This is a genomic window from Sorangium sp. So ce117, assembly GCF_051524395.1.
GTDB classification, from domain to species: domain Bacteria; phylum Myxococcota_A; class Polyangia; order Polyangiales; family Polyangiaceae; genus Sorangium; species Sorangium cellulosum_B.
The window spans coordinates 3,647,329-3,661,606 of sequence record NZ_CP150309.1 but is presented as its reverse complement, the minus strand read 5'-3'; the positions used below and the strand labels follow the sequence as shown (position 1 = coordinate 3,661,606).

At 74.7% G+C, this 14,278-nt stretch carries 8 protein-coding genes; all 8 read left to right on the top strand.

Annotation, left to right across the window (positions count from 1 at the left end):
- Positions 1–319 precede the first annotated feature (319 nt).
- Complete coding sequence (locus tag WMF46_RS13795) at positions 320–2,527, top strand: pseudouridine synthase (RefSeq protein ID WP_437986036.1); 2,208 nt, start codon at positions 320–322, stop codon at positions 2,525–2,527.
- Between the two features lie 111 nt (positions 2,528–2,638).
- Entirely contained in the window at positions 2,639–4,126 is a 1,488-nt protein-coding gene (locus WMF46_RS13790; RefSeq protein WP_437299587.1) for an HD domain-containing phosphohydrolase, read from the top strand.
- A 2-nt stretch (positions 4,127–4,128) separates the two neighbouring features.
- Positions 4,129–4,977: a lipoyl(octanoyl) transferase LipB gene (gene lipB, locus WMF46_RS13785; protein ID WP_437986035.1), complete on the top strand. Its 849-nt coding sequence runs from the start codon at positions 4,129–4,131 to the stop codon at positions 4,975–4,977.
- 151 nt (positions 4,978–5,128) lie between these two features.
- Positions 5,129–7,378: a hypothetical protein gene (locus WMF46_RS13780; protein ID WP_437986034.1), complete on the top strand. Its 2,250-nt coding sequence runs from the start codon at positions 5,129–5,131 to the stop codon at positions 7,376–7,378.
- A gap of 154 nt (positions 7,379–7,532) precedes the next feature.
- Positions 7,533–8,231 carry a hypothetical protein gene (locus WMF46_RS13775; protein WP_437986033.1) on the top strand — a complete coding sequence of 233 codons (699 nt, stop codon included), beginning with the start codon at positions 7,533–7,535 and terminating at the stop codon, positions 8,229–8,231.
- A gap of 127 nt (positions 8,232–8,358) precedes the next feature.
- Positions 8,359–8,910, top strand: a complete 552-nt coding sequence (locus WMF46_RS13770) for a hypothetical protein (RefSeq protein ID WP_437299583.1) — start codon at positions 8,359–8,361, stop codon at positions 8,908–8,910.
- Positions 8,911–9,071: 161 nt separating this feature from the next.
- Positions 9,072–12,080, top strand: a complete 3,009-nt coding sequence (locus tag WMF46_RS13765; protein WP_437986032.1) for a hypothetical protein — start codon at positions 9,072–9,074, stop codon at positions 12,078–12,080.
- Positions 12,081–12,145: 65 nt separating this feature from the next.
- Positions 12,146–14,239: a S9 family peptidase gene (locus WMF46_RS13760; protein WP_437986031.1), complete on the top strand. Its 2,094-nt coding sequence runs from the start codon at positions 12,146–12,148 to the stop codon at positions 14,237–14,239.
- Positions 14,240–14,278: the final 39 nt, after the last annotated feature.

Below are 14,278 nucleotides of genomic sequence, written 5' to 3'. Positions count from 1 at the left end.
AGGGATCGCCCACATTGGCCCCTGCGTTGCCTGGCGGCTGGCTCGACGGAGCGAGCGGGGCCTGGACCGCTCACCGTCCGGGCAGATACCGCAGACCCCGGCGAAAGCGCGGGATCTCGTCAGGACCCAAGAGCGCTCCCCGGCGCGCCGAGCGCCGCAGACGAAAAGCTCGACGGATTCCGCTTTACACCTTCGACGCTGGCCGAGAGCCCCTGTAAGCTCCCCCGGAATGGCTTCCGGCGCAGGTATCGAAGGACCGCACGGGCTGGGCGAGAGCACCAGCGCAGAGGGATCGGGCGGCGGTGTTTTGTCCGGGCCCGTGCGACGCACATTGAAGGCAGGCGAGATCCCGAACACGCTGATCGAGTGCATGCACTCGGTCGAGTGCGCGGGCTGTCCGCTCATCGCGGGTGACTACGCGGAGCAGCTCGGCACCAAGCGTGCTCGGGTCGTGTCCGCAGCCGCGCACTATCCATCGCTCGGGCTGCTCCAGACGAGCTCGGTCATCCCGGCCGATCCGATCACCGGCTATCGCGGTCGAGCGAAGCTCATCGTCGCCCCCTCCGGCGCGATCGGGCTGTACGGCCGCACGGGACATCACGAGGTCGTCGACATCCCGGGCTGCCGGGTCCTCACCCCGGCCCTCGCCGCCGTCACCTCGCGGCTGCGCGAGCTGATCGCGTCGCCGCCGCCGGAGGTCCGGCCGCTGCTCCTCCCGTACGACCCGGCGAGGGGCGGCGTGCTCCGCGCCCTCGATCTGCGCGAGGTCCACCTCGCGCCCGGGACGCCGCTCTTCGCGGAGGTGGGAGCGACAGAGGACAACCCGGCGTTCGTGCTGGTCACGTTCGTCCTGCAGCGCGAGCGCGCGTGCACGCGCGACGAGCTGCGGGAGGCCGGCCGCGCCATCCGCTCGATGCTCCCGCGCGTCATCGGCGTCGCGGCGAACTTCCACGACGCGGAGGCGCCGCAGATCCTCGGGCCCGAGACGACCGTGCTCGACGGCACCGCGCACGCGGAGGACCGGATCGGGCAGACCTACCACATCGCCGCGTTCGGCTCGTTCGTGCAGGCGCACCGCGCGCAGGCCGCGCGCGTGCACGCCCTCCTGCTCCGCGAGATCGCGTCGCTCGAGAACGACGGACCCGTCATCGAGGGGGAGGCCGCGCTCGGCCCCGCCTCCCGGCGCAAGGAGCCGCCGCGCATCCTCGATCTGTACGGCGGCTCGGGCGCGATCTCGCTCGCCCTCGCGCAGGGCGGCAACCGGGTCCTGATGGTCGAGTCCTTCGCGCCCGCGGCGGCGAACGCCCGCGCCGCGGCCGAGGCCCAGGGCCTCAGCCAGCGCGTGGAGGTGCGCACCGGCGACGTCGCGGAGATCGTCGGCTCCCTCGTCAACAGCTCGGAGAAGTTCGACGGCATCGTGGTGAACCCGCCGCGCCGCGGCGTCTCCCCGACGGCGCGCGAGGCGATCGCGCGCCTCGGCGCGCCGCTGCTCGTCTACGTCTCGTGTGATCCCGACACGCTCGCGCGCGACCTCGATCACTTCTGCCGCCTCGGGTACTCGTCGACGGAGCTCACGCCGCTCGACATGATCCCGCTCACGGAGGAGATCGAGACGATCGCCGCCCTCCGCCGGACGCCCCCGCCCGCGCCGAAGGTCATCTACGACGACGACGGCGTGCTGGTCGTCGAGAAGGGCCCCCACGAGCCGGTGGCCACGCAGCCGGAGTACCTCGGCTCGCTGCTCGCCCGGTGCGCCCGCATCCCGGGCAGCACGACGACGCCCATCATCGTGCACCCGCTGGATCCGGGCACGAGCGGCCTGGTCATGCTCGCGCGGAGCGAGGAGGCGGCCGCGCGCTGGGGCGAGGCGCTCGCGAAGACGGGGCGCCTCATCTACCTCGCCGCGGCCAAGGGCGTCACGCCGGGCAAGGGCGCGATCACCCGCGATCTCCGCGAAGGGACGCGCACCTACACGGCGCGCACGCGGTACCGCCGCCTCGCCGTCGCCTCGGGCCACTCGATCCTCCGCGTCATCCCGGACGGCGGGCGCACGCACCAGATCCGGCGGCACCTCGCCGCGATCGGGCACCCGATCCTCGGCGACGAGCGCTACGGCCACGTGCCCACGAACCGGTACTTCGAGGAGAAGCACGGGCTCGATCGCTCGTTCGTGCACCTCGTGCGCATCGAGATCGAGCACCCCCGCACCGGGGTGAAGATGATCATCGAGTCGACGCTGCCCGGCGATCTGCGCTCCGCGCTGGAGCGCTCGACCGGCCCCTCGGTCCTGCGCTTCCTCGAGCAGAAGCACGCCCTCGGCGAGCAGCGCGCCGTGCCCGTCCTGACGACCGCGAGCGACGAGCCCGCGCCGAGCAGCAGGATGATCCCGCTCCGCCCCGAGGACGCGGAGTCCGCGCCTCCTCCCTCCATCCGCAGCCCCGGGCCCATCTCGATCCGCGTCCCGGATCTGGACGAGTCGCCCCGGACCATCCGGCACCCCATCATCTCGACCGGCGACGAGGACTGAGCGGCGCGCGCCGGCGCTCGGCCACCCCGGCGGGGCGGGTCCGCTCCTGTGCCCGACCCGCCCACCTTGGTGCGATGCGCTGCGAGCGGATCTGGTAGGCTTACCGGCCGCATGTCCACGTTTCCAGAAGACCGCCCTCGCATCCTCGTCGTGGACGACGAGAAGGTGATCCGCGACATGCTGGCCGACTTCCTCGGCATGGAGGGCTACTACGTCCGCACGGCGGAGGACGGCTCCAGCGCGCTGAACGAGCTCACGAAGGGTCACTACGATCTCGTGATCAGCGATCTCAAGATGCCGCGGATGGGCGGCATCGCGCTGCTGGACGAGATCGGCAAGACGGCGCCGAACGCGCTCACGGTCATCATGACGGGCTTCGGCACCGTCGAGACCGCGATCGACGCGATGAAGCGCGGCGCCTACGACTACGTGCTCAAGCCGTTCAAGCTGGACGAGGTGGTGCACGTCGTCCAGCGCGGGATCGAGAAGCAACGGATGGCCGCCGAGAACATCCGGCTGCGCGAGGCGGTGTCGCTCTACAAGGTGAGCGAGGCCATCGCGGCCAGCCTCTCGCTCGACCAGGTGCTGGAGACCGTCGCGGACAGCTGCCTCCACGAGGTGTGCGGCGATCTCATCTCGACCTGGCTCGACGACGGCGAGGGCGGCTTCTTCGAGCGCCAGCACCTCCGCGGCCCGTCCATGCCGGCGGGCGCCGACCTCGGGCGGCTCGACCCCGCGCTCGTGCTCGAGCACTTCCGCCCCGACGCGCAGCTGCTCGAGCAAGGCATGAAGGGGCTCAGGTTCTTCGCGGCGGAGCCGGCGCTCCCGCTCCAGTCGCTCGTCGCCGTGCCGCTCCGCATCCAGAAGCGGCTCATGGGCTTCCTCGCCGTCGCGTCGTTCACGCGGACGAGGCGCTTCGACGAGGGGCAGCGCAAGCTGCTCAGCATCATCGGCTCGCGCGCCGCCGCGGCGATCGAGAACGCGCGCCTTTACCAGGATCTCCAGGCGACGTTCCAGCAGACGATCGAGGGCCTCGCCAAGGCGATCGACAAGATGGACCGCTACACCTCGGGCCACTCGGATCGGGTCGCCGTCTACGCCGTGCTGCTGGCGCAGCGGCTCGGCCTCGGCCCGCACGAGATCGAGATCGTCCGGCAGAGCGCGCTCATGCACGACATCGGCAAGATCGGGTGCGTGCTCAACCTGAACAAGCCGGGCAAGCTCACGAACGACGAGTACGAGGTGTTCAAGCGGCACCCCGCCTACGGGCGCGACATCCTCGACCCGATCAAGTTCCTGCACCCGCTCATACCCGGCGTGCACCTGCACCACGAGCGCTGGGACGGGCGCGGCTACCCGCTCCGGATGCGGGGCAACGAGATCCCGATCATCGCGCGCATCATCTCGGTGGCCGACACGTACGACGCCATGACGAGCGACCGCTCGTACCGCCGCGCGCTCCCCCACGAGGTCGCGGTGACCGAGATCGAGCGGTGCTCGGGCTCGCAGTTCGACCCCGAGGTCGCGGCCACCTTCACGACGCACATCGAGGCCTACCGCGAGGAGCGGCGGGCGCGGGGCGAGAAGGTCCCGGAGTAGCCATGCCGACCACCTCGCTCCGCGACCTCCTCCAGCCCGCGAGCGGCCAGGCGACGGCCGTCGAGGCGCCCCGGCCGAGGCGCGCGCGCGCCGTGTGGATCGGCCGGCGCCGCTATGCCCCGATCCACGATCTGCAGAAGCAGCTCATCGAGGCGCGCGCGCAGGGGCGGATCGGCGACACGATCCTGCTCCTGGAGCACGATCCCGTGATCACGCTCGGCCCGCGAGCGAACCCCGAGAACGTGCTCCTCGACGCCCGCGCGCTGGACGAGCGCGACATCGACCTCGTCGCGACGGGGCGCGGGGGCGACGTCACCTACCACGGCCCCGGCCAGCTCGTGTGTTACCCGCTGCTCGATCTCAGGCCAGACCGCTGCGACGTGCGCAGGTACGTGCGCTCGCTCGCGGAGGTGATGATCCTGCTCGCGCGCGAGCACCACGTCGAGGGCGGCGTGGTCGACGGCATGATCGGCGTCTGGGTCGATCGCGCCGCCCCGGAGGCGTGGGGCGGCGCCGAGTGGGCGCGCGAGATCGCGAAGCTCGGCGCGATCGGCGTGCGCCTGTCGCGATGGCTCACGATGCACGGCTTCGCGTTCAACATCGCGGTGGACCTCAAGGCGTTCGAGCTGATCGTGCCCTGCGGCATCCGGGACCACGGCGTGACGTCGCTCCACCAGCTCACCGGGCGGAAGCTCACCGTCGCCGAGGTCGCCCTCGCCAGCGCGCCGCAGCTCGCCCGCGGGCTCGAGCTCGACGTCGCCTGCGTCGAGGATCTGTCGGCGGTCTCGGATCTCGCGGGCGCGCTCCTCGCCCCGGACGCCGGGGCAGCCGAGGGCCGGAGCGCGCCCTAGCCACGCGCGCCGGCCTCCGCGGCGAGGAGCGCGCCGACGTCGCACGTCGCACGGCGCGCGCTCCGCGGGTGACGCCGGCTCCAGGGACGTGGGACACGCTGCGTCGCGGAGGCAGTGTCGCTCGGCCGTGCCGTGGGCTAAAAGCCGTCCCGTGTGCGCGCAGCCCACCCCACGGCCCCGTGAGCGCGACGGGAGCTCCCCGCTCCACCGCGACGCCTCGCCCGCGCGGCGCCCCCTCGCCCTGGCGCTCGCGGCCGCGGCCGTGGCCGTGCCCGCGCTCGTTCTCCTTGGCCCTGTCGCGGCGGTCCTCGTGGGCACGCGCACCGCCGCCGCGTGCCTCGCCTCGATCGAGGCGCCGCGCGGCCCGGCGCTGCCCGACTGCAGGCCCGAGATCCGCTGGTTCGCGCTGCCCTCGCGGCTGCCCTGGACCTACAGGACGGCGAGCGCGCTGGCCGAGGAGCTCGGCGTGCGCGCGGCGATCGCCGACTACACCGACGCCGCGATCGGCCGGCCGGATGGCGCGGCGCTCGCCGGCGCGACCGAGGCGGTGGTGACGGCCCAGGCAACGGTCGCCGCCGGGACCGGGCGCGTCACGTTCGATGAGCTCGGGCCCGCCTGCGGCGTGCCGAGCCTCGGCCGCGAGGCGGCGAGGCTCGGCGATCGCCGCACGCTCCTCTCGCAGCCGGACCGCTGGACCGACTGGCACGTGCGCGTGCACACCCTCCGCGCGGCGCTCACCGAGGGCGACCTGCAGCGCGCGCTCGCGATCGCCAAGGGGTACGCGGCGATGGAGCCCCGCGACGAGGACCTGCGCACGACCACCGGCGCGATCCTCTGCCTCGGCGCGAGCGCCGAGGCGAAGCGCGGCATCGAGCTCCTGACGCTCACCCAGGACGACCGGGCATCGAGGCGCTACGCCGGCATGGCGCGCAACTGGGGCGAGGTCCGCGCCGTCCTCGTCGCCTGCGCCGCCCGGGCCGGCGTGGAGCCTCCGCCGATGCCAGAAGCCCCCGAGGCCGGCGTGGCCGACGCCGTGGAGGTGCGGCTCGCGCAGCGCGCCCGCATCGCCGCCGCCCGGAAGGACGCCGCCGAGGCGACGCAGCGCGCGACGCGCGCGATCCGCGACCTGCTCGGCACCTCGGCCGCGCTCGATCCCGAGGCCCGCGGCGATCTGCTCGCCGTCGTGCTGGCGGAGGACGGGGCGCTCGACGCAGCCGAAGCCGCCGCGCTCGCGCGGCCGGACGACGATGGGGACGAGCCCGCGGCCGGAGAGGCAGGCCTCGACGGCGCCCCGGCGCGCGCGGAGCCCCGCGCGCCGACGGGGCTGCCTGCGAGCTCGCTGCGCGCGCTCGACTGGCTCCCGGAGCGCGGGCTCGCGAGGCCCGCGATCGCCGGGTCGTTGCGCGCGCGCGCCGCCGCGCGCGCCGCCGAGCTGGCCGCCGCCCCCCAGCTCTCGCCGTCCCAGGCCGACGCGCTGCGCGCCGCCGCGGGCGCGCTCGCGCTGCGCGCCGCCCGCGAGCTCGCGCTCGAAGGCGACGCACCCCGGGCGGTCGACGCGCTGGATCGCCTTGGCCCGCTCGCCCCGGAGCTCGCGCCGGAGGCGGCCCGCGCGCTCGCGCACTCGAGCGCGTGGGCCCTCGTCGGCGAGCGCGATCGCGCGCTCGATCTCGTCGAGCGCGTCGACCTCGCCGCCGCGCCGCCCGCGCTCCGCGCGGCCGTGCTCCTGCAGCGAGCCGAGCTCCTCGCCTCGAGCGGGCGCCGGCGCGACGCCGCGCGCGCGGCCGTGCTCGCCGACGAGGAGGCCGCCGCCGCGCGCGCGGTGGACCCCGCCGGCGAGGCGATGCCTTCCCGCGCGGAGCTCGCCGAGCTCGACGCGCGATCGCGGTGGACCCGGCTCTCCCTCGCGCTCCCTCCGGGCGACTCGCCGCTCCGCCAGGGCAGCCCGCCCGCCCAGCTGCCCGCGGACCAGGACGCCGCCTGGCCGTGGGTCGGCTTCGCGAGCCTCGACGCGCCCTGGGCGCGCGACGGCCAGCCGGCGCTCTCGCGCGCGCTCTCCACCTGGAGCGCCGCGCGCGACGCGCCGCCGCCCGCGCGCCGCGCGCTCCGCTACGCCGCCCTCCGCCGGCGCGGCGACGCGCCGCCCGCGCTCGTCCCGTACGCCGCGCTGTCGGCCCAGCTGCTCGGCGACGGCGAGGGCGATCCCGAGGTGTGGCTCGACGCCTTCCTCGCGCTCGACGCCTCGCGCTTCTCGCTCCGGCGCTACGCCTTCGCCCGCGCCGAGGCGGCGCGATGGCGTGGAGATGAAGGCAGCGCGGCCGCATGGCAACGCCGGTACGACGCCCTGCGCGCCGTGGCCTCCGACCCGGCCCGCGCCGAGATCGCGCGCTACCTCGGAATCTGACGCTGACCGACGCTGACCGACGCTGATCGACGCCGACCCGCGCGGCGTGCCCGCGAAAAACCTGGAGATCCCGCGGCCGCACACCTGGCGGCGGAGGGGCTTCATTCCTACGCTACAGCCTGGCTCGCGAAGATCTGCTCGCGGGGGAGTCCTCATGTGTCCTCATTGCGGAAAGAACGCGCCCGTCATCCACCGCGGGCTCGCCGCGTACTGCACCGCGTGCGGTCGGGAGCGCCTGCCGTTCGCGGGCAAATCGGTCAGCCTGGCGGGGCAGCCGTCCAGGGTCGGCGGCGCGGTCGCCGGCGTGCTCGGCTGGTTGGTCCTCATCGGCGGGCTCGCGCTGGCGCTCCTCCTCGGGCTGGGCGCGGCCGCGCTGTTCCCGGGGTCGATCGCCGGCCTCGCGCTCGGCCTGCCGATCGGCTTCGTCGCCCTCGCCTTCGGCCTGCTCCTCCTGCTGGGCGGACGGAAGCTCTCCCGCTCCGGGGCGAAGGCCTCGCGCGACGCCCAGGTTCAGGCGATCTTCTCGCTCGCGTCGCACCGCCGCCGCCCGCTCACGGCGCAGGAGGTCGGCGTCGCGCTCGACCAGCCGGCCCCGGAGGCGGACGCCCTGCTCACCGAGCTCGCCAAGGAGCGCCCCGGCGACGTGGGCGTCGAGATCGGCGAGCGCGGCGAGATCCTCTACACCTTCCCCGGGATCTCGGGGGCGGCCGCCGTCCGCTTTCCCCAGCCGTCGCTCCGCATCGATCCGGGCGAGGGCGCGGCCGATCCCGCGGCGCGCATCTACGCCGACGAGATCGAGGACGAGGACGCGGGGGCGTCGCGGGCCCCCCGTCGCCGCGAGCAGCTCCGCTGAACATGTCCTGCGGCGCGCGTGCTAGCCTCGCGCCGCGCGCCCTCATCGAGCGCCCGGCGCGCGCCGTCGTCGCCCTCGATCCATGGTTCGTCGCGGGGGCGCTCCGGGCTGCTCGCCGCAACCGACCATGAGATGCCCCCCTGTCGCCCTGCTGACCTCCGCCGCGCTCGCGCTGCTCGCGCTCCTGGCCCCCTCGCGGGCCGACGCCTTTGAACGGCAATGGCATGCCGGCGCCGGCGTCGGGTACGCGCTCCTCGCGGATGGCGGGACGTACCCGGGGATCGGCGGCAGCCTGCACCTCGCCTACGGGCTCACGGACGCCTTCAACGCGGTCGCCGAGGTCAACACCGCGTCCCACCCGGGGGGCGATCTCATGCTCCTCGGCGCATCCGCCGGCGCCACGTACGTCATCGATATTCTGCAGTGGGTCCCCTACGTCGGCCTCATGACCGGCGCATACGACAGTGTGCGCCTCGCGCCCTGCGGCTCGTCTGGCCAGCCGGGCTGCCACCGGGGGCAGTTCGGGGTCTCCATCCCGTTCGGCATCGACTACGCGTTCAATCGCGAGTTCGCCGCCGGCTTCGCCGGCAAGTACACGCTGCTCCTCCCTGGCGCGGGCGACGGTCCGGGGAGCTATTTCACGGCGTTCGCCCGCGCGGAGTTCCTCTGGGGATACTAGAGCGGGGTGCAGGCTCGTAGGATACGGGCTCAGCCGCGAGGCAGGCGAGCGAGGCGCACAAAAGTACGCCGCAGCGAGCCGAACGACGCGGATGATCCCGTAGCGCACGACGATGCGCCCCGCTCTGGGCCGTGTGCGCCCGGAGAGAGGAGGAGCGGACCGTGGAACAGCTCTGGCAGCGCATTTCCGAGGGCCGGCACACGGCCTTGCTGAACATCGTCCCCGGGGATCCGCCGGCGCGGCTCGGGCTGCGGATCGTACGCGTGCGCTGCGACGTCCCCGAGATGACGCTCGGGCCGCTGCGCGACGCGCGGACCCAGATCGAGCGCCTCGCCGGCGGGGCGCAGCCGACGCTCGATCAGGCGCGCAGCCGCGCCGCCTCGGGGCTCCGGCGCCGCCTCCTCGGCGACGTGCACGAGCTGATGGTGGACGCCGAGTTCATCGAGACCGCCAACCGCCTCGCGCAGCAGGCGGATCGCACGTGGGCCATCGTGTTCGACGCGGTCGAGCACGCCGATCCTGCCACGCTCGACGTGCTGCGCCGGGTGGTGTCCCGGCCCGACGCGCTCCGCGTCGCGCTGGTCCTCTCCTTCCGCCTGCACGCGCCGACCGGCCCCGCAGGCGGCCTGGTCGACGCGATGCGCGCCGCCTGCGGAGCCGACGCGCTCCTCCGGCCGGCCGACGGCGCGATCACGCTGACGAGCGCGACCACGCCCCCGCCGCCGCCGCCGCAGGTCGCGGTGCGCGAGCTGCCCGGCGAGGTGCTCCGGGTGCTCCGGGCCGGCGCGATCGTCGGCTCGGGGTTCGAGAGCGAGCTCGTCGCCGCGCTCCTCCGCGTCGACGCGCTCGACGTGCTCGAGGCGCTGCAGCGCGCCGCGGACGCGGGTGTTCCGGTCGAGGACCGCGGCGACGGGCGCTTCCATCTTCCGCACGAGACCGTCGAGGCGCTCCGCGGCTCGATCCTCCCGTCGCTCGCCCGCGTGTGGCACCGGCGTCTCGCGACGCTGCTCATCGAGGAGCGGACCGAGCCGGACGCCCCGGCCGCGCGCGAGCCGCGCGCCGCGTCGGGCGTCGTCGCGGCCGATCACCAGGCGACCCATGGCGCGGCGGCAGCTCATGCCGCCGCGCCGCCGACGCAGAGCGCGGCCATCCTCACGTCGACCGTCGAGCGGCACGTCATCGGCGGAGCGAACCTCGGCGTGCCTCGCGGCGACGACCCGACCACGAGGGCCACCGCCGCGCAGGCGAAGGCCGGGGCGCCGCCGCTCTCGACCGCGCCGCCGTCCGCGTTGCCCGCCATGGCGACGCCGCGCACGATGGCCGCCGCACCGCCGCCGGCGGGCCCGCCGCCGGCGACGGCGTCACCAGCGGCCGCTTCGCCCGGCGCGCCCGTCGCCGGCGGGCCGACCCCCGGAGCCGGCGGCGCGTCGAACGTGGACGAGTGGGAGAAGACCGCCGACCCCACGCTCTCGGTGGCGCGCGGCGGGGTGCCGCGGGCGGCCGAGACGCTGAGGCCGCCGCCTGCCGTGGCCCCTGCGGGCGGCGCGTCCATGAGCAACACGCGCCGCGCGCCGCCGCGCGTCACCCAGGACAGGCCCGCGCCGATGGCCCCCGCAGGGCCCGGCAATCCCGCGTGGCCCTACGCCGATCTGTTCCATCGCAGCCCCGAGAGCCGCCGCGTCTCGGAGCCGCCCGAGTCCCTCATGTTCGACGCCCCGCCCGACTCGCTCGACGCGCCCATCCCGGGGCCGATGCGGGTGCCCCGCGATCTCGCGTCCCTCGGCGGCGCCTTCCCGGACGAGCCGAGCCGCTCGGCCCGCGGGGCCTCGCTGCGCGTCCCTGCCGCGCTGTCCGAGCGCTCGTCTTCCGGCTCCCGCCACGCCTTCTCCTGGCCGGCGGCGGCCGACGCCGGCGCCGGGCGCGCCGCGGCCGAGTCCCTGCGCGCCGCGGCGCCGCTCGGCGTGTCCATGTACCCGGCGCCCGCGGCGCCCGATCGCGCCGAGGCAGCGGGCGCCGCGAGCGCGGCGGCGCACGGCGCTGGGCGCCACCTCCACGACGTGCGCGCGGCGGCGCACCTGACCGAGGCGGGCGAGCACGAGGAAGCGGCGCAGCGCTACTGCGCGGCCGCGGTCGAGGCGGCGGCCATGGGAGCGTACGCCCAGGCGCTGAGCTACGGGCGGAAGGCGCTCTCGCTGCTCGACGGCATGCCGGCCACGCCCGCGCGCCGCCGGCTCCGCATCGGCGCGCTCGCGGGCATCGCCCGGGTGCAATGGCACGCGGCCGGCCCGGACCCCGCCAGCACGCTCGCGGGCGCGCTCGAGGTGCTCGACGCCGCGCGCGCTCTCCTCGCGCAGGGCGACCCTCCGGAGCTGCACGCCGAGGTCGCCGCGCTCATCGCCGGCGTCTGTTACGACATGGGCGACGCGCGCTCGCTGGAGCGCGCGCTGGAGGAGCTCGCCACCGCGAGCCGCCTGCTGCTCGACGCCGGGGACGCGCTCGGCGCGGCCCGGCTGCTCAACGATCAGGCGGCGGTCCACGTGCGCATGGGCGATCCCGTCCGCGCGACGCACCTCCTGATCGAGTCGCGCCGGACCTTCGAGGAGCGGGCCCGGGTCGATCCGTCGGCGCGCGTCGAGCTCGCCGAGACCGACCACCTCTTCGCGCGGATCCCGCTCCACGTCCCCGCCCGCCCCGGGCGCGAGTCCGACGCGCTGTCGATGGGCCTCGACCACGCGCTCGCCGCGGAGCGCGCCTACAAGCAGCTCGGCGACGCCCGGGAGCTCGCCCGGGTGTGGGAGACGATCGGCCGGCTGGAGCTCCGCAACGGCCGCCTCGACCGCGCGACGCAGCGCCTGACCGCGGCGATCGAGGCCGAGGAGGCGCTCGGCGACCTGCTCGGCCTGGCCCGCTCGACGGCCGCGCTCGCGGAGGTGCTCTCGGCGAAGGGGTTGCACCGCGAGGCGCTGGCGGTGCTGGCCGAGTCGATGGTGATGAACCTCGAGAAGGGCTCGCCGCTCGGGCTCGCGTACAACCGCCGCGCCCTGAACGCGCTCGTCCCGAACATCTCGCTCCAGGGCGAGGAAGCCGAGGAGCTGCGGAAGCTCGCGGCGCAGCTGGCGGCGGCGGAAGCGGCCCTCGGCCGCGCGAAGCTCCCGGGCGAGCCCGACTGAGGCGGGCCCGCGCCGCGCGGCCTTTGACCTTGCCGGCGTGCGCCCGCTCCGGCGAAATGCGCCGCATGTCGTCCTCCTCGACGCGGCGCGGGCGCCATGGCGCCGCGCGGCGCTCCTTGCTCGGCTTGCTCGGCTCCCTCGCCCTCTCAGCGGCGTGCACGCCGGCCCGGCCGGCGCCTCCGGTGGCTGCGCCTCGGCCTGTCGCGTCCGCGCCTCCGGCGCCGCCTTCGCCCGCCGGACCGCCGCGGCCTGCGCCCGCGCCGGAGCGGCCCGGGTACGCGGGGCACGGCGCGGCGAGCGTCTCTCCGGAGATCCTGGCGCGCTACGCGCCGCCGCCGCTCCCGGACGACGTCTCTCGCCAGATCCAGGCCATGCTCGACGTGCGCGCTCCTTCCGGAGGCGTCCTCGGGCCGGATGGCAAGGCGCTCTACTTCACCTGGACGATCACGGGGACGAGGCAGGTCTTCCGGCTCGACGGGCCGCAGCGCTTCCCGCTGCAGCTGACGGGCGGCGAGGATCCGACCGTCGTGGCGGACGTCACGCCGGACGGCGCGCGCCTCGTCCTCTCGCGCGACCGGAAGGGCGAGGAGAACCCCGGGCTCTACCTGCAGGACGCGAAGGGCGGCCCGCTCGTCGCCATCCAGCACATGCCCGGCGTGCAGACGCAGCTCCAGTTCATCTCCGACGACGGGCGGCACGTCTACTATCGGGCCAACGACGTCAAGAAGGACGCGTACGTCATCTACCGGTACGACATCGCGTCGAGGCAGCGAGAGGTCGTGTTCGATCGCGAGGGAATCTGGCGCGCCGTGGACGCCACGGGCGACGGCCGCCTGCTGCTCGCGAAGGACGTGGGCTCCAACATGAGCGAGCTCTTCGAGTGGGCGCCTCTCGCGAAGGCCGCTCCGGGCGCCGACGCGCTGACTCCCCTCTTCGGGCAGGGCGAGCGCGAGGACTACAGGGCCCTTTACGGCGCGGCCCCCGGCGAGGTCCTCGTGCTCACGCCGCGCCTCGGGGAATATCGCCGGCTCTACAGCTGGAAGGCGGGGAAGCTCACGCCGATCTCGCCGGAGATCCCGTTCGACGTCAGCGCGTTCTCGATCGATCGGGCGAGGAAGCGGATCCTCTACACGGTGAACGAGCGGGGCTACACGCGGCTCCGCGCGCTCGACGCGAGATCGCACCGCGAGATCAAGCTGCCAGCGCTCCCGGCGGCGGATCACGTGACCCCGGTCTCGACGACGCGGGACGGCCGGTTCACGACGCTGCTCCTGGAGACCTCGACGTCGCCGGCGACGGCGCATGTCCTCGACTGGACGACTGGCAAGCTTTCGCAGTGGCACGCTCCGAGCATGCCCGAGGTGGCGCCGGGCGCGTTCTCGGCGGCCACGCTGGAGTCCTATCCGGCGCGCGACGGGGCGCAGATCCCGATGTTCGTGCGCCGCCCTGCGCGGTGCGAGCGGCCTTGTCCTGTGATCGTCCATTTCCACGGCGGCCCGGAGGTCCAGACCAGGGCTGGGTTCAGCGCGCGGGCGCAGATCTTCGTGGACGCCGGGTTCGTGTTCGTCGAGCCGAACGTCCGCGGGAGCGACGGTTACGGCAAGACATGGCTGCACGCCGACGACGGCGCGAAGCGGCTCGACGTCATCACGGACATCGAGGACGCCGCGAAGTTCGTCAAGGCGAGCTTCGGCCACGAGGGCCGGCCGCCGAAGGTCGGCATCTTCGGCGGCAGCTATGGCGGCTATTCTTCGCTGATCGGCATGACCATGTTCGCCGGCGCGTACGACGCGGGCGCCGCCGTCGTCGGCATGAGCAACCTCGTGACGTTCCTCCAGAACACGGCGCCTTACCGGCGCATCCTCCGGATCTCCGAGTACGGTGATCCCGAGAAGGATCGGGACGCGTTGCTCAAGCTCTCGCCGATCACGTACCTCGATCGGGTGAAGGCGCCTCTGCTGATCGTGCAGGGCGTGTCGGATCCGCGGGTCCCTGCGGGCGAGTCGGTGCAGATCCAGCAGGCGCTGGAGGCAAGGAAGATCCCGTCCGAGCTCATCCTGTTCGCCGACGAGGGGCACGGCGCGCAGAAGCGGGACAACCAGGTGCTCCAGTATGGGCACCTCGTGCGTTTCTTCCGGGCGCACCTCGGGGGCGGGTAGAAACGAGCGTGTTCCGGGCCGCCCGGCCCGAGGCCACGT